Raw genomic sequence first — 16,666 nt, forward strand, 5'->3', positions numbered from 1 at the left:
CTCCTGAAATCATGCTATAATCAACGAAGAGGAAGGTGAGACCATGCGCGTAAAGTGCTCTCTTTGTGACAAAATCGATACGATTGATTCGTGGTCGTTCGAAGCGAAACGACTTCGTAATAAGCCTGCTAAAACGTACATGTGCCAGACGTGTCAAGAACGCATCACCGCGCGAACTGCGGAGCGTGCCGCGACCGGCCAATTCCACCTATATCCATCGTTCCGTCAAAAACGGAGATGGTAATCAAAAATGGACGTTTCGCCCTCGGGCGAAACGTCCATTTTTTCAGTGTGATTCGACGCCTTGTCGACGGTTCCACCAGAGGCGGCCCCGGTAAATCGCCAAGACGACAGCCATGACAAGGAGAACTTCTGGAATCGGCCATGTGAAGAAGACGAGCGCCATCGTGCCTGCCCCAAGTGCGAGCAACATATAGACGACGAGCGACTTCCACCACGTCAATTGTTTGGCAAAACCTAATTTAAACACGAGTATCGTCAATAAGATGACCGTGATGATCAAGGCGTTAAACCCGACCGAGAAATCGTTCGCGTCACTGCCGACGCCAAGTAGCGAGGCAATCCACGGCACATCGATTTGTGTGATGTCCATCGTTTGAGAAGCTTTCAAGCTGATAATCCCCCTTTATTTCCTTCACAACCATTCTACACTATCCAAAACAAAAGGGAACGCCTAGGCGCTCCCTTTTTTTCTGACTTATTCTTTACCAAGTTTACGACGCTTGTCAGCTTTCTCGCGTTCGTTCTTGTTCAAGACTTTTTTACGGAGACGGATTGACTCCGGCGTGATTTCACAGTACTCGTCATCGTTCAAGAACGTGAGCGACTCTTCGAGTGAGAAGACGCGTGGACGTTTCAAGACTTGTGTCGAGTCTTTTGCTGAAGCACGCATGTTCGTCAACTGTTTGCCTTTGACAGCGTTGATCGCGAGGTCGACGTCGCGGTTACATTCACCGATGATCATTCCCTCGTATACTTCTACACCTGGCTCGATGAAGATCGTTCCACGATCTTCAAGGGCACCGATCGAGTAAGCCGTCGACTTACCAGGTTCGATACAAACCATGACACCGCTGCGGCGGCCGCCGATGTCAGCAGAGATGAACGGACGGTACTCTTCGAACGTGTGGTTCAAGATTCCGTATCCGCGTGTCGCTGACAAGAACTCGTTACGATATCCGATGAGGCCACGTGAAGGAACGATAAATTCCATACGTGTTTGACCGTTGTCGTTCGTGTTCATGTTGGCAAGTTCACCTTTACGGAGACCGATTGATTCCATGACTGAACCCGTGTACTCTTCTGGGACGTCAACGATGACGCGCTCGAACGGTTCGATCTTCGTACCATCTTCGTCTTCACGGATGATAACTTGTGGTTTCGAAACTTGAAGTTCGTAGCCCTCACGACGCATGTTCTCGATCAAGATCCCGAGGTGAAGCTCACCGCGTCCTGATACGATCCATTGGTCAGGAGAATCTGTGTTCTCGACACGGAGTGAAACGTCCGTCTCAAGTTGTTTCATCAAACGCTCTTCGATTTTACGTGCCGTCACGAAATCGCCTTCGCGCCCTGCGAATGGAGAGTTGTTCGTCATGAAACGCATTTGAAGTGTTGGCTCATCGATGCGAAGGAGCGGAAGTGGCTCTTCTTTACCGACTGGCGTGACCGTTTCACCGACGTTGATGTCTTCCATCCCGGCGATGGCGATCAAGTCACCAGCTTTGGCTTCTTCGATTTCAACACGTTTGAGGCCGAAGTAACCGAACAATTTAGTGACGCGCAATTGTTTGATTGATCCGTCTGTTTTGCAAAGTGAGACTGACTCGCCAACTTTGATTTTCCCACGGAAGACGCGACCGACACCGATCCGGCCAAGGTAGTTGTCATAGTCGAGCATCGTGACTTGGAACTGAAGCGGCTCATCCGAGTTATCGATTGGTGCCGGTGTGTTCTCAAGAATCGTGTCGAGCACGTACGTGATTGTATCTTCTTGCTTCTCTGGATCAGGATCGAACGAACTTGAACCGCTGACAGCAGACGTATAGACGACAGGGAATTCAAGTTGATCTTCATCTGCTCCAAGGTCGATCAACAAGTCGACAACTTCATCGACAACGTCGAGTGGGCGTACCATCGGCTTGTCGATTTTGTTAACGACAACGATTGGACGGAGACCTTGGTCGAGTGCTTTCTTCAATACGAAACGCGTTTGTGGCATGCAGCCTTCACGTGCATCGACGACGAGGATAACGCCGTCAACCATACGCATGATCCGCTCAACTTCACCACCGAAGTCGGCGTGACCTGGTGTATCAACGATGTTGATGCGTGTATCTTTATAATCGATTGCCGTGTTTTTCGCGAGAATCGTGATTCCGCGCTCACGTTCGATGTCGTTCGAGTCCATGGCGCGTTCTGCGACCATTTCGTTTGTCCGGAAAGTACCAGACTGTTTCAATAATTCATCGACAAGCGTTGTTTTACCGTGGTCAACGTGGGCGATGATGGCTACGTTCCGAAGGTTAGTTCTTACATTCATGTAGTTAGTCCTCTCTTATTTAAAAAAGTTTCATCTTTTATTCAACTTTAAGAGTATAGCACACGTCCCACCACCTTTGTCGAGTGTTATCAACTGTTAACGTTTCCAAACGCATCATTTTTGACTACAATAAAGAAGACTAGAGAAAAAAGGGGGAATCTCCATGCAACTCATGTTCGTTTTAATCGCGACCGCGGTCGTCGCCGGTTTCGTCGGCATCGGAATTGGGGTGGCCGAAGGAAGTGCCGCCATCATCATCGGCAGTCTCGCCTTGAGCGGCATCGCCACGTTCTTCGGTATCAACTTACGCCGTCGCGTCCTCTCTGACCGACGTCCATAACAGAAGGCCCGGGCGCTGCGCCCGGGCCTTGTTTATGAGCTTGTCCTTCTGTCTGACACGCTTATAAGTCGCGTGTCAGACAGATGCGGTCACGCAAGGCGAGCCCGTCCTCTTCGATTGGCGGATAACCATGGCTCGGGAAGTAGTCGCGCTCGACCGAGTCGAAGCGGAAGCCAGCTTGTTGATAAAATCGCAACTGGACGATGCTCGAGTTGCCCGTACAGACGAGCATCTGCTTCGCACCGCTTTGCTCGGCCCGACGAATCGCGTCTTGGAGCAGCCGTTGTCCGATCGTCTGGTTTTGCCGCTCCGGCTTGACGGCGATATTGACGAGCTCGAGCAGCGTTTCACTGCGCCGCACCAACATATACGCTCCGACGCGTTCTCCGCCGAGCGTCGCTTCATATGTCTCCCCCGCTTCATACTGCTCACGCACCATCGCCTCGTTCGGATTGGCCAAGACGAGCAAGTCCCGGACACGGTCGTAGGAGCCGTTAATCCCAATCTGAAGATCAGGTCTCACTTCCGGCGCCGCCCCTTTGGCGATGACATAGTGTTTGACGACATCTTTGACGAACGTCTCGCTACCGGCAAGGACCGACGTCTTCCCGTCATAACGGACCGGTTCCCCGTAAATTGAGACGACTCTGCCTCCGACTTCCTCGACGAGCAGTTTTCCAGCCGCATAATCCCACGGCATATTCCGCATCGTGATGTACCCGTCGACCCGACCCGCGGCGAGCCACGCGAGTTCGAGCGACGCGGCGCCATGGGCCCGCGTGCCGACCGAGTCGCGCACGATTGGGGCGAGTACTTCCGGAGCGATCTGCTGATTCGGTGTGACCCAAGTCGCGTTCATGCTCAGGAAGGCGTCACGGACATGATGTTCTTGGATGGCCGGAAGCTTACGACCGTTCAGCGTCGTCCCAACGCCGCGACGTGCCACGAACAGCTCATCCGCCATCACATCATAGACGAAGCCGTATTCGACGACCCCATCGATCATGACGGCCACTGAGATGGCGAACATGCGCTTCTGATGGATGAAGTTCAACGTCCCATCGATCGGATCGACAAACCAGACCGTTCCGGACAAGTCGTCCGGTCCTGTCGAGATTCCTTCTTCCCCGATGATGTGATGCTCGGGGTACGTTTCACGGATACGGTCGACAATCAACTGTTCGACGGCTCGATCGATTTCTGTGACCAAATCCCCTTTACCTGTCTTTCGTTCGATGCGATAGCTCTCATCGATTTTTTGCCGAATATATTCCCCTGCTTGTTTAATCAAGTCAATCGCGAACCATTCCAACATGTTTATCACCTCTACTATGTATTGTACCAAACAAAAACCAGTATCCGCATGGAATACTGGTTGAATGAGTGGTTGTGGGTCAGGCTTCGAGACGCAAAAGTTCTTGGCGATATTTCTCTAACCGATGCTTGCTAGCCTGGACAGTGGCATCGTCTTGTGACGCCATCGCATCGAAGAGAGTTGCCAATTCATAATCAATCTCTAAGCGCAGCACCGGAATCCGTTTTTCTGCGTCTTTTCTTTTGAATGCCTCGATCACTTGTTTCATGAGATGCCACACTCCTTTAGTTGGGCTACAAGTTACGGTTTAGTGAGTTGAATTGAGTATATCAGATGAGATTCAAAAAGGAAAGAGAATTGTCTGACTATTTTGAATTTTTTATCTTAGTGAGTATATTCCCATTTCAACTGACGCTAAACCTGAAATAACTGTTAATAATATGTACCCTATTTAAAAGACAAATAACAAAAAAAGCATGAGAAAACTGTTCTGTTCTCCCATGCTTTCCAGCAGTTACAATTTTATAATCTTTGCATTTGATTTTAGGGCCGCTTGGACCGTACGATAGGTAGAGTATCCGGTCTGTTCGTCGTGCACGGCGCTCAGTTGTTTTTCTTCTGATTTCGATGTCACGATTTGTTTGAACGACCGATACGCATCCAAAAACGTTTCGCGGTCGACACCGCCTTCATTGGCAAGGGCGACTTGATTGTAGAACTCGACGACTTCTATGAGCTCATCCGTCGTCCAGTCCGGATTAATCGGATAGTTGATTTGCATATTCTTCACCTCGACAACCATTGTATCAACAAAAAAAACTATTGCAAGTTGGGATAGAAATCACTATAGTTTTTTTGTTGCATTGTTTTTTAAAACGAAACGTCTAAAATGACATGAGATTGAACCTAAACCGACAACCCATATACACACTGCTATCAAGGAGGACTTACTATTGAAACTTAAAGGTGCTACACAGCTCGAGACACCGCTCTTTGACACGTTGCTCACGCACGTGGACACGAATCCGATCGCATTCCACATCCCAGGCCATAAAGGCGGGAAAGGAATGGACCCTGAGTTCCGCGACTTCATCGGCGAGAACGCTTTGAAGATCGACCTGATCAACATCGCCCCGCTCGATGACCTTCATCATCCGAAAGCGTCGATTGCCGAGGCCGAGCGCCTCGCAGCCGAAGCGTTCCGTGCCGACGAGACGTTCTTCTCAGTTCAAGGGACATCAAGCGCCATCATGGCAATGATCATGGGCGTCGTCGGACCGAACGAGAAGATCATTGTGCCGCGCAACGTCCATAAATCTGTTATGTCCGCGCTCGTCTTGACCGGGGCCCACCCTGTCTTCATTCACCCTGAATATGATGAGACATACGGAATCGCCCACGGAATCACGGCAAGTGCCGTCGAACGCGCCCTCGAGATGCACCCTGACACGAAAGCCGTCCTCGTCATCAACCCGACTTACTTCGGGATCGCTGGTGATTTAGAACGGATCGTCGCCGTCGCCCATGCCCAAGACGTACCTGTCCTCGTCGATGAGGCACACGGTGTCCACTTGCCGTTCCACGACGAACTCCCGCTCTCGGCGATGCAGGCCGGCGCGGACGTCGCGGCAACGAGTGTGCACAAACTCGGCGGCTCGATGACCGGGAGTTCCATTTTGAACGTCCGCCGCGGACTCGTCTCACCAGAACGGATTCACGCGATGCTCTCGATGATCACGACGACATCGACGTCTTACCTCCTCCTCGCGTCGCTCGATGCGGCCCGTCGCCAATTGGCGACAAAAGGAGAGGCGATGAACGAACGTGCCCTCACGCTCGCACGATTGGCTCGAGTGGCCATCGACAACATGCCGCACTTGTCGGTCTACGGTCACGCCGAACTCCATTCAGAGTCGACGTACGCGCTCGACGAGACGAAAATCCTCGTCTCGGTCCGCGAGCTCGGGATCACCGGCTTTGAAGTCGAGAAGTACTTGCGCGAGACGCACCGCATCGAAGTCGAGATGTCAGATCTGTTGAACGTCTTGTTCATCGTGACGAGCGCCGACGACGAGTCGACGATTCAAGCGTTGATTGACGGGATGCGTGACGTCGTATCGGTCTACGACCAGTCTGGAAACGATTCGTTGTCGATCATGCTCCCTGAGATCCCGCCACTCGCGCTCAGCCCGCGTGACGCCTTCTACGAGGAAACGGAGACGATTCCACTCGAGAACGCCGTCGGACGCATCTCGGCCGAGTTCATCATGGTGTATCCACCAGGAATCCCAATCATTATTCCGGGAGAGCTCATCACGACATCGACGCTCGAATATATTATGGCCAACATCGAGGCCGGTCTCCCGGTCCAAGGTCTAGAAGACGAGTCGCTCCAAATGATTAAAGTCATCCAACAAACAAAAGCTATCCGCTAAGACGAAAGCGAGCCGGTCCAATGGACCGGCTCGCTTTGTGTCATCAGAAGAAAAGGTGGCTTATGATGATCGAATTGCTTCCCCTACGTTCCATTATAAGAAAACGCTTACATTTTTTCAAGGGGTGAATTTTCAGTTTGGTTGGATTCAGTCTCATTTTCAGTTAGACAAAGGCGTAAAAACTCAGCGACGTGTCCGGTGTCTCGCAAGGCGATGCCGAGCATCGGATAGAGCTGTCTCGGTTCTTCGAGCGCATGGACGTCAAGAAGGGCAGACTGTCCGGTCTGCATGCAGACGACGAGCACTTTCCCCATAAATTGATGTGTATACACAAAACCGAAATCATAACGTGACGTCTCTGTCTCGATCCCCGTGAATCGGACGCGGCTCGTCTCAGAGACGGTGTATAACAATTCTTCATCGAACGCCATCATCGTTCCCTCCTTTCTCACTTCATTCTTTATTTTCCTTTATACTGAACGTACGAAACATAAGGAGGACGACTGATGAAGATTCGAAAAGCGAATGAACAAGATTGCCTTGAACTGGTAGCTCTCATGCGACAACTATGGCCAGACGCCCCCGTTGCTGAACTGACCCCTGAGGTCCGGCTCGGGATCCGCTCCGGCAAGATGCACTATTTTATCGCGGAAACGGATGAACCGGTCGGATTTTGTCAGCTCAGCTTCCGTCATGACTATGTCCCTGGCACCTCCACCTCCCCGACCGCGTTTATAGAAGGGATTTACGTCATCGAAGCCGCGCGGCAGCAGGACGTGGCGACACGCCTCGTCGAGGCGGCCTCCGTATACGCCCGGTCGAACGGATGCGACGAGCTCGCTTCGGATACGGAAATCGAAAACGTCGGCAGCCAACAATTCCATGAACGGATCGGCTTTCAAGAAGTCGAACGGACCGTTCATTACATAAAAAAGCTCTCTCGCGAGTAAGCGAGAGAGCTTTTGACTTATTTAACGACGTGGATTGGCATACCCATTGCGATTTCTGCCGCTTCCATTGCCATCTCACCGAGTGATGGGTGAGCGTGGATTGTAAGCGCGATATCTTCTGCAGTCATGCCTGCTTCGATGGCGAGACCAAGCTCGGCGATCATATCTGAAGCGCCTGTACCCGCGATTTGAGCACCGATCAAGAGACCGTCCTCTTTACGCGTGATGAGCTTCATGAAGCCGTCTGGCTCGTCGAGAGCGAGGGCACGGCCGTTCGCTGCGAATGGGAATTTCGATACAGTGATCTCAAGTCCTTCTTCTTTTGCGAGTGGCTCTGTGTAACCGACTGTTGCAAGTTCAGGGTCAGTGAAGACGACCGCTGGGATTGCTGAGTAGTCGAGGTAAGCTGGCTTACCGGCAGCTGCCTCCGCTGCGACTTTCGCTTCGTAAGAAGCTTTGTGCGCGAGCGGTGGTCCAGGTACGATGTCGCCGATTGCGTAGATGTTTTCGTTCGACGTCTTGCACTGGTCGTCGATTTCGATGATGCCGCGGTCGCTGATTTTAACTTCCGCGTTTTCGAGACCGATGTCGCCAGTGTTTGGACGACGGCCGACTGTGACGAGGACGTAGTCCGCTTCAACAGACTGCTCTTCGCCGTTCACTTCAAACTTAACTGTTACGCCGTCTTCTGTTTCCTCGACGCCTTTTGCAAGAGCGTTCGTGTGAATCGTGACGTTACCTTTTTGTTTGAGTTTCTTCTTGACGATTTGCGTCATTTGCGGCTCGAAGCCAGACAAGATGTCGCTTGCGCCTTCAACGACGACGACTTCTGTATCGAAGTTCGCGTACGCTGTGCCAAGCTCCATACCGATGTAACCGCCGCCGATGACGACAAGTTTCTTCGGTACTTCAGGAAGAGCCAATGCGCCAGTTGAAGAAAGGACGCGTTTTGACCATTTGAACGATGGGATCTCGATTGGTGTCGAACCAGTCGCGATGATCGCTTTTTTGAACTTGTAAGGAGTCGAGCTGTCTTCTGTGATAACACGAACTGTGTCTTCAGATGCGAAGAAAGCCTCACCTTGAACGATGTCAATCTTGTTACCTTTCAAAAGGCCTTTGACGCCGCCAGTCAATTTGTTGACGACCGACTGTTTCCAGTCTTGGACTTTTGTGAAGTCGACTGATACGTTGTCAGACGTGATACCCATTGACGAGTGACCTTTTGCGTGCTGGAAGTTGTGACCAGCTGTGATCAACGCTTTTGATGGGATACAACCGACGTTCAAGCAAACGCCACCAAAGTTACCTTTTTCGACGATTGTGACTTTGAGGCCAAGTTGTGCGCCACGAATGGCTGCGACGTATCCACCAGGACCGGCGCCGATGACAAGCAAATCAGTTTCTTGTGCGAATTCTCCTACTACCATGTTCTTATCCCTCCATCATTAGAAGTGCTGGATCTTGAAGCAAGCGTTTCACCATGTTGAGTGCGTTTTGAGCAGTCGCACCGTCGATGAGGCGGTGGTCAAAGCTGAATGAGAGGGCGAGGACTGGTGCCGCGACGATCTCACCGTCTTTAACGACAGCTTTTTCAGCGATACGGCCGATACCGAGAATCGCAACTTCTGGGTGGTTGATGACAGGTGTGAACCATTGTCCGCCAGCAGAACCGATGTTCGTGATTGTGATCGATCCGCCTTTCATGTCGTCCCCAGCAAGTTTGCCTTCACGTGCTTTACCGGCAAGCTCATTGATGTTTGTAGCGAGTGCGTAGATTGACTTACGGTCCGCTTCTTTGACGACAGGAACAACGAGACCGTTGTCCGTATCGGCAGCGATACCGATGTTGTAGTAGTTTTTGTAGACGATCTCTTCGTTGACATCATCGATTGATGCGTTGATGGCTGGGTAAGCTTTCGCTGCAGCTGTCAATGCTTTAACGACGAATGGCAAGTACGTGAGTTTCACGCCTTGGTCAGCAGCCACTTGTTTGAACTCTTTACGGAGTGCGACGAGTTTCGTGACGTCGACTTCGTCCATGAGTGTAACGTGTGGAGCTGTATGCTTCGAGTTGACCATTGCTTTCGAGATCGCTTTACGGATTCCACGGATTTTCTCACGCGTTTCGAGTTCAGGCGTCGCTGACTCGTAAGGCTTGATTTCCGTTTTAGCAGCTGCTGCTGGAGCTACAGATTCTGTTTTCTCTGTTGTAGCTTCGGCTGTTGGTGCTTCACCGTTTGCGAATGCATCGATGTCTTCTTTCAAGACGCGGCCGTTGTCGCCAGAACCTTTGACTTCACGGATGTCGATGCCTTTTTCACGAGCGTACTTGCGGATTGAAGGCATAGCGATGACGCGCTCCGATTTGTGAAGTTGTACTTCACGCGGGCCGTCTTCTTTTACGTCTTCTTTCACGTCTTCCGTCTTCTCTTCAGCTTTTGGCTGTTCAGGAGCTGCTTCCTCTTCGCCTGCTGGCGCGTCACCTTCGATATCGAACGTGATGAGGACGTCACCGACGACCGCAACTGTACCTTCAGAGACTTTAACGTCTTTAACTGTTCCATCAACTGGAGCAGGGATTTCAACGACGGCTTTGTCGTTTTGAACTTCAAGAAGAATGTCATCTTCTTTTACTGTGTCCCCTGCTTTTACGAACCACTTGACGATTTCACCTTCGTGAATTCCTTCACCGATGTCTGGTAATTTAAATTCAAATACTGCCACTGGTTTTTCCTCCCATCAATTCATCATGTAAACACAACGAGGGAGACAATTCTCCCTCATCGTTACTTGAACACGATCAGAAGTTGATAACTTCCTTAACTTTTGCAACGACATCTTTATGGTCAGGTAACCATGCGTCTTCCCCTTGTGCGAAAGCGAAGACCGTGTCTGGTGCAGTTACACGAAGCACTGGTGCCTCGAGGTGAAGAATTGCGCGTTCTTGAATTTCAGTTACGACATTTGCCGCAATACCTGCTTGACGTTGTGCTTCTTGAACGACGATGGCGCGACCAGTCTTTTTGACTGATTCTACGATTGTGTCGATATCAAGCGGGCTAACTGTCATAAGGTCGATGACTTCGACGTTGATGTCTTCTTTCTCAAGCTCTTCTGCCGCTTTGAGTGACGTGTGGACCATTGCACCGTAAGTGATGATCGAAACGTCAGTTCCTTCGCGCTTCACGTCTGCTTTCCCAAGCTCGATCGTGTAGTCGCCTTCTGGAACTTCGCCACGGAATGAACGGTAAAGTTTCATATGCTCGAGGAATACGACTGGGTCGTTGTCACGGATCGATGCGATCAAAAGACCTTTAGCATCGTAAGGCGTTGACGGGATGACGACTTTAAGACCAGGTGTCTGAGCCATCAAGCCTTCAAGGCTGTCCGCGTGAAGTTCTGGTGTTTTAACACCGCCACCGAATGGTGAACGGATTGTAACCGGTTGGCTGTAAGCGCCGCCTGAACGGTAACGCATACGTGCCATTTGAGCAGCAACCGAGTCGAAGACTTCGAAAACGAATCCGAAGAACTGAACTTCCATGATTGGACGGAAGCCTGTGAGACCAAGACCGATTGCAAGACCACCGATACCCGACTCAGCGAGTGGCGTATCGAAGACACGGTCTTCGCCGAACTCATCTTGAAGTCCTTCCGTCGCACGGAAGACCCCACCGTTTTTACCAACGTCTTCTCCGAAGAGAAGTACTTTCTCGTCGCGCTTCATTTCTACGCGCATCGCATCAGTAATCGCTTGGATCATTGTCATTTGAGCCATAACTTACTTCGACTCCTTTGCTGTATATTCTTCAAGCTGCTCTTTCAAGTTTGAAGGAAGTGTTTCGTACATGTTGTTGATGAAGTCCGAAACTTTTTGTTTTGGTTCTTTGTCGGCGAGGCTGATCGCTTCTTTCACGTCTGCTTTCGCTTGCTCGATGACTTCGTTTTCCATGTCTTCGTTCCAAAGCTTCTTGCCTTCGAGGAAGAGGCGGAAACGTACGAGCGGATCTTTCTCTTGGTACTCTGTATCGAGTTCTTTCGTACGGTAACGTGTTGGGTCATCCCCAGCGAGCGTATGTGGTCCGTAACGGTATGTGAGTGCTTCGATGAGCGTCGGAGTTCCATCAAGTGCGTCTTTACGCGCTTGTTGTGTTGCGGCGAGGACAGCAAGAACGTCCATTCCGTCAACTTGAATTCCGTTGATTCCCGCTGCGACAGCTTTTTGCGCGATCGTTTTAGCTGCAGTTTGCTTCTCAACAGGTGTCGAGATGGCGAAGCGGTTGTTTTGAACGACGAAGATGGCTGGTGATTTGAATGCACCTGCGAAGTTCAATCCTTCGTAGAAGTCACCTTGTGATGAACCACCGTCACCCGTGTAAGTAATGGCGACGTTTGTGTTGCCGTTGCGTTTGAGGCCCATAGCCACACCCGCAGTTTGGATGATTTGTGCCCCGATGATGATTTGTGGCATCAAGACGTTGACGTCTTCAGGGATACGGTTACCCGCGACGTGGCCACGTGAGAACAAGAACGCTTGATAAAGCGGAAGTCCGTGGAATACGAGTTGTGGGATATCACGGTAGCCTGGAAGGATCCAGTCTTGTTTGTCGAGCGCGTATTGCGTCCCGATCATCGTTGCTTCTTGACCAGCCACTGGCGCATAGAAACCTAAGCGTCCTTGACGGTTGAGCGAGATGGCACGTTGGTCCCAGATTCGAGTATAGACCATGCGGCGCATAAGCTCCTGGAGTTGCTCGTCCGTTACATCGGGCATCGCGTCTTGGTTGACGACCTCGCCCTTCTCGTCGAGAATACGGAACGTTTGGAAGTTTTCTTCCACGTTTTGAAGTACCTGAACGTTGTTCATTCGTTTCACCTCATCCTTTCAACTATGAGACAATTGTCTTTTTTGTGATCAAACACTACCTCAAATCTTAAGTGTATCTGTCCAAAAAAGCAATCTGTATTAACGTGATTCAGGAAAGTAACACTTATCCTGCCGTTTCCTAGTCAGTATAAAACGGGTTGTTATAATAACGCAAAAAATATGCTCACCTCATAAAAACGCTTACATGAGCACATCTTTCTCTTGATTTCGGCTCTGTATCATTTTCATTTCACCTTCTGTACCATCTAGGCGAAATCACTAATAAATATGATATAATTGATCATATCGCCATTGGAAAGGAAGTTTTGCATGTTAACGATGAAAGATGTGATTCGTGAAGGAGACGAGCGGCTCCGCACCCGTTCAATCGAGGTCCCGGTCCCACCGACGGCAGAAGACCTCGCGTTACTCGACGAAATGGAGACGTTCCTCGTCAATAGCCAGGATCCCGAGATGAGCGAGAAGTATGAACTTCGTGGCGGCGTCGGCATCGCTGCACCTCAGCTTGGTGTGAATCGCCGTTTCTTCACGGTCTTGCTCCATGAAGAAGACGACACGTTCAAACTATCGATTTTCAACCCGAAAATCACGAGCCACTCGGTTGAACAGACGTACTTAAACGGCGGCGAAGGGTGCCTATCTGTCGATCGCGTCGTGAAAGGGAACGTCCCACGCCATCGCCGCATCACAATCGAAGGATTCGACCGTGACGGTGCCCCGATCAAATTGCGTCTCCGTGGGATGCGCGCCATCGTCTGTCAGCATGAGCTCGACCATTTAGATGGGGTCTTGTTTTACGACCGCATCAATCCAACCAACCCGTTAGAGACTTACGGTGAGCCGATTTGAGGTGACGAGCTTGAAAAAAAAGGCGCTGTTGTTAGTATTCCCATTTTTATTTCTTTTAATCGGCGGATGTGTCCGGATTGAGTATGATGCCACCGTTCATTACGACCAGTCGGTCACGTTAGAGACGACGTACGCTTTCCGCGACCACCCCGTCATGAAGTTGCTCAATTTGCGGCTTGATTGGGAAACATGGAAACAACAAGCGACTGAGAACGGCTACGCAACGCGTGACTATTCGAGTGAGGACGATTATGAGGGCATGGTGCTGAAGAAAACGTTCGATCATGTCGATGACCTTCAAAACATCAAAGAAGAATGGCAAACCGGGCCGGCCGGTATCCTCGTCCCTCCCGATGTGAAATTCGATGTCGCAAAAGAGGACGGGATATGGTTTGACTCGTATGTGCTCAATACGAATCTCGACCTTCGGCTCGACCGTGTCGACCTACCCGGCGTGAATTTGAGCGGCTCGCCGAAACAATTAGCAGAGCGGTACGTTCGTCAAGCCGATATTCGGTTCAATTTGACGGTGCCGACCGGCGTGTTCGTCGAAGACGGAACCGGACTCGACTTGCGTTCCATGAAACATGTCGAATGGCAAGTGTACGGCGGCCGTCAAAACAACATGACACTCGTCGCCCACGTGCCGAACGTCAAAGCATGGATCATCACGATCGTCGTCGGCCTCGCCCTCTCCCTGATCGGTTTTTTCGTCTGGCGGAAGTACCGCAAAAACGTCGGCAATCCAGACAAGACATCGATTCGGTCCCGTATTTTCGGTGGATTGATTCTCGTCTTGACACTCGCCTTGATCATCGTGACGATTCGCGAAGAATTGACGACCGAACGGAAGACCGAAGCAATTCGCCAAGCGGCCCAAACGGACGAGTTCATCCCGACGTTCGCCGTGCACGGTTTGCTCGGGACAGACCGAACTTTCCTCCGCCTCTCGCAGTATATGGAACAGCGCGGGTTGGCCAAAGATGGGGCGCTCTGTACCGTGACGGCGAAAGGTGCGGTCGACTGCGTCATCAATGACTATAATTCGATGCGACCGATTGTCCGCATCGAATACGAGGATGCTGAGGCATCGCTCAACAATCAGACGAAATGGCTGAACGCCGCCATCGAACGCTATAAGGACGAGCGGAACCGTTCTTTTGATCGAATGTACTTGATTGGCCACAGCATGGGCGGCGTCGCGGCAGCGAACTATGTCTTGAATCAAGAAGACTACATCATCGACAAGTTCGTGACGTATGATAGTCCGTTCGCCGGCACTCGCCTCGCTAACTTTGGTTTATCCGCTAGCAACTTCGGAATCAATACGGGAAGCCCCGCCATCCGCGACTTGTCCCCGACCTCCGATGGTCTGCAAGCGTTCCAAGCCAAGCTCGAGACGTGGCCACGTTCCGTCCAGGTGTTCTCCTTCTCAGGGCGCGGCGGCGAGTTCAACTTGATCGAGCCGTCCAGCTCGCTCCTACTCGAAGAATACACGAACAATATCGACACGGAGACCGTGCCGTACGATCACTTCTCGCTCCACCGGAAGACAGACGTCCTCCGGGAGACAGGACGCTTCTTGTACGAGTATTCGAACGAGTTTAACCCTGTCGAAACGAATTGACGAAAACCCGCCTTCTCATGAGGGCGGGTTTTGTTCGGTATCATGATTATAGGTACTCGTCCGGTCATCATCCTCGCATTACGTGGCAAGTTATTTGGATTGACCGGCGTCTGTCGACCGAAGCAAACGCCGGTGAAAGTCAAAATGACGTTCACCAACATCCACCATCCGCAAACAAAAACCCGCCTTCCTGCGAAGGCGGGTTCGACTTAATAGGTCATCGTCCACGTCAACTTCTGCAACCAATAAATCAAATACTTCCCGATTGGTAAATCGGTCTGAATCTCATCATAGGCGAGCGTGTACGTCCCTTGTTCGTTGTTCCATAGCTGTTTGAAGTAGCCGTCGACTTCGCGAATGAATTCCGTCTCCGTCGTCGTCACGACTTCAACGTCCGCTTCGAGGTTATAGTCGTTCATGTTCCGGGTCGTATAGTTCCCTGACCCCATGACGACGACACGCCGGTCCCCTTCAACGTACAGCATCTTCGGATGATATTGTTCTTTGCCGACCTCGTACCACCGGATTTCGATTTGCTCCGGGTTCACCGAGTTCAATTCCGCTGCGACAGGCAAGTTCGGCAAACCTGATTTGTCGCGACCGAACGCGTTCGTGTTCGGGTCGAGGATCAGTTTGACGAACACACCGCGCTCAGCGGCCTCATGGATGGCTTGAATGATGTTACGGTCGGCCAAGTAGAACATGCCGATCCAAATCGTCTCGCCAGCTTCAGCCTCTTCCATTGCTCCGATGACCGCTTCTTGAATTTTTGATTCCGTGACATAACGGATTTGCATCGGACCGGATGATTCCTCTTGGCGCAGGTTGGCGAGCTTCTCCTCGCTCGGGAAACGCTCGGCGTCCCCTTTCGAAAATGTCGCAATCGCTTCTTCCCCTTCGAGGATGTCCGCTAAAATTGGACCGTCGAGCCGGACGCCTACGTTCGAATGGTAGCCGCTCGCATCGTGTGGGTTAGCCGATAAGACGAAACCATCATTCTCGGTCACCATCACTTTGCGGTGATTCGCTTTCACGTTCAAGAGTCGTAAATACGACCGGATCGTGATATCCGGGGCCGACTTGGCCATCGGGTTCGGGAGCCACCCGTTCTGACTGTCACCGAACCATTGAAACCCGATGCGATACAGCGTCGAGTATAAGATATTCGGGTCACGGAGCGCATCGAGGTTCGTGTAGACGATCTCGGCGCCCGCTTCTTTCAACACGTCTAAATGATCGGACGCATGACCGTTATACGTCGTATTGATCTCATCGGTGATCAACACGACGTTCATGTCCGGATACGCTTCCATCTGTTCTAACAAGGCCGACGACAGGCTAGCCGTGATGTCGGGATACTGACGGTCTTCGTTCGAATAAGGATTGAATAAGAAAAAGTCCATGACGATATATTCCCGTGCCTCGCGGATTGATCGTTCGACATCTTGAAAAATCTCTTGCTCATTGATTTCAGTGTCTTCGCCTTGATACGTCAAATCAGATAAAAAATCGATTTGGTCGTCTGAAATCGCGACCGGCTCCGACGCCCGGGACACACCGTCCGGTAGCGGTTTGACTTGATGGTAAACCATCGTGATGAGGAAAAGTAAGGCAAACGCGGCAAGCCCCCATTTCACCCACCCTTTCTTCCGTTTTGGTCGTTCCATTCAGCACCATCTCCTTTTATTATAGTCCT

The 16,666-nt window shown here is 51.1% G+C and carries 17 protein-coding genes; 6 read left to right on the plus strand and 11 right to left on the minus strand.

Annotated elements, in window-relative coordinates; translation table 11 throughout:
- Positions 1–43 precede the first annotated feature (43 nt).
- Positions 44–244 carry a YlaI family protein gene (locus KNP78_RS03320; RefSeq protein WP_021067006.1) on the plus strand — a complete coding sequence of 67 codons (201 nt, stop codon included), beginning with the start codon at positions 44–46 and terminating at the stop codon, positions 242–244.
- A gap of 42 nt (positions 245–286) precedes the next feature.
- Here the strand turns inward: KNP78_RS03320 and KNP78_RS03325 are convergent, their stop codons facing one another.
- The gene (locus tag KNP78_RS03325; RefSeq protein ID WP_232939276.1) at positions 287–631 is read right to left on the minus strand and encodes a YlaH-like family protein; all 345 of its coding nucleotides are present in this window, start codon (positions 629–631) and stop codon (positions 287–289) included.
- Between the two features lie 87 nt (positions 632–718).
- Positions 719–2,563: a translational GTPase TypA gene (gene typA, locus KNP78_RS03330; protein ID WP_034777027.1), complete on the minus strand. Its 1,845-nt coding sequence runs from the start codon at positions 2,561–2,563 to the stop codon at positions 719–721.
- A 163-nt stretch (positions 2,564–2,726) separates the two neighbouring features.
- Here typA and KNP78_RS03335 point away from each other — a divergent pair, with 163 nt between their 5' ends.
- Positions 2,727–2,903 (plus strand): hypothetical protein, encoded by a 177-nt coding sequence (locus KNP78_RS03335; RefSeq protein ID WP_034777025.1) that lies wholly within the window; start codon positions 2,727–2,729, stop codon positions 2,901–2,903.
- Between the two features lie 61 nt (positions 2,904–2,964).
- On the opposite strand, the gene KNP78_RS03340 is transcribed toward KNP78_RS03335, so the two are convergent.
- The 3 genes from KNP78_RS03340 to KNP78_RS03350 all read right to left on the minus strand — a co-directional run bounded on the left by KNP78_RS03340 (position 2,965) and on the right by KNP78_RS03350 (position 4,999).
- Positions 2,965–4,218, minus strand: coding sequence for an inositol monophosphatase family protein (locus tag KNP78_RS03340; RefSeq protein WP_034777023.1), 1,254 nt, complete (start codon positions 4,216–4,218; stop codon positions 2,965–2,967).
- Positions 4,219–4,297: 79 nt separating this feature from the next.
- Positions 4,298–4,486 (minus strand): hypothetical protein, encoded by a 189-nt coding sequence (locus KNP78_RS03345; RefSeq protein WP_015881266.1) that lies wholly within the window; start codon positions 4,484–4,486, stop codon positions 4,298–4,300.
- A 246-nt stretch (positions 4,487–4,732) separates the two neighbouring features.
- Positions 4,733–4,999, minus strand: coding sequence for a UPF0223 family protein (locus KNP78_RS03350; protein ID WP_034777021.1), 267 nt, complete (start codon positions 4,997–4,999; stop codon positions 4,733–4,735).
- A 172-nt stretch (positions 5,000–5,171) separates the two neighbouring features.
- Here KNP78_RS03350 and KNP78_RS03355 point away from each other — a divergent pair, with 172 nt between their 5' ends.
- Entirely contained in the window at positions 5,172–6,653 is a 1,482-nt protein-coding gene (locus KNP78_RS03355) for an aminotransferase class I/II-fold pyridoxal phosphate-dependent enzyme (protein WP_034777019.1), read from the plus strand.
- Between the two features lie 107 nt (positions 6,654–6,760).
- On the opposite strand, the gene KNP78_RS03360 is transcribed toward KNP78_RS03355, so the two are convergent.
- Entirely contained in the window at positions 6,761–7,084 is a 324-nt protein-coding gene (locus KNP78_RS03360) for a DUF3055 domain-containing protein (protein WP_052090094.1), read from the minus strand.
- Positions 7,085–7,159: 75 nt separating this feature from the next.
- On the opposite strand from KNP78_RS03360, the gene aac(6') reads away from it, so the two are divergent.
- The gene (gene aac(6') / locus KNP78_RS03365; protein ID WP_034777016.1) at positions 7,160–7,603 is read left to right on the plus strand and encodes an aminoglycoside 6'-N-acetyltransferase; all 444 of its coding nucleotides are present in this window, start codon (positions 7,160–7,162) and stop codon (positions 7,601–7,603) included.
- A gap of 17 nt (positions 7,604–7,620) precedes the next feature.
- Here the strand turns inward: aac(6') and lpdA are convergent, their stop codons facing one another.
- The 4 genes from lpdA to pdhA all read right to left on the minus strand — a co-directional run bounded on the left by lpdA (position 7,621) and on the right by pdhA (position 12,473).
- Positions 7,621–9,033: a dihydrolipoyl dehydrogenase gene (lpdA, locus tag KNP78_RS03370; RefSeq protein ID WP_034777014.1), complete on the minus strand. Its 1,413-nt coding sequence runs from the start codon at positions 9,031–9,033 to the stop codon at positions 7,621–7,623.
- 4 nt (positions 9,034–9,037) lie between these two features.
- Positions 9,038–10,330 (minus strand): dihydrolipoamide acetyltransferase family protein, encoded by a 1,293-nt coding sequence (locus KNP78_RS03375; protein ID WP_034777012.1) that lies wholly within the window; start codon positions 10,328–10,330, stop codon positions 9,038–9,040.
- 76 nt (positions 10,331–10,406) lie between these two features.
- Complete coding sequence (locus tag KNP78_RS03380; RefSeq protein ID WP_034777010.1) at positions 10,407–11,384, minus strand: alpha-ketoacid dehydrogenase subunit beta; 978 nt, start codon at positions 11,382–11,384, stop codon at positions 10,407–10,409.
- A gap of 3 nt (positions 11,385–11,387) precedes the next feature.
- Complete coding sequence (pdhA, locus tag KNP78_RS03385) at positions 11,388–12,473, minus strand: pyruvate dehydrogenase (acetyl-transferring) E1 component subunit alpha (protein WP_034777009.1); 1,086 nt, start codon at positions 12,471–12,473, stop codon at positions 11,388–11,390.
- A 330-nt stretch (positions 12,474–12,803) separates the two neighbouring features.
- Here pdhA and def point away from each other — a divergent pair, with 330 nt between their 5' ends.
- Together def and KNP78_RS03395 are read left to right on the plus strand one after the other, a co-directional pair.
- The gene (def, locus tag KNP78_RS03390) at positions 12,804–13,343 is read left to right on the plus strand and encodes a peptide deformylase (protein ID WP_034777007.1); all 540 of its coding nucleotides are present in this window, start codon (positions 12,804–12,806) and stop codon (positions 13,341–13,343) included.
- Position 13,344: 1 nt separating this feature from the next.
- Entirely contained in the window at positions 13,345–14,970 is a 1,626-nt protein-coding gene (locus KNP78_RS03395; protein ID WP_214823329.1) for an alpha/beta hydrolase, read from the plus strand.
- A gap of 209 nt (positions 14,971–15,179) precedes the next feature.
- On the opposite strand, the gene KNP78_RS03400 is transcribed toward KNP78_RS03395, so the two are convergent.
- Entirely contained in the window at positions 15,180–16,637 is a 1,458-nt protein-coding gene (locus KNP78_RS03400; protein ID WP_034777004.1) for a phospholipase D family protein, read from the minus strand.
- Between the last annotated feature and the right edge of the window lie 29 nt (positions 16,638–16,666).

It is taken from the genome of Exiguobacterium sp. s28 (assembly GCF_018618135.1).
In the GTDB taxonomy this organism is placed as follows: Bacteria; Bacillota; Bacilli; order Exiguobacteriales; family Exiguobacteriaceae; genus Exiguobacterium; species Exiguobacterium mexicanum_A.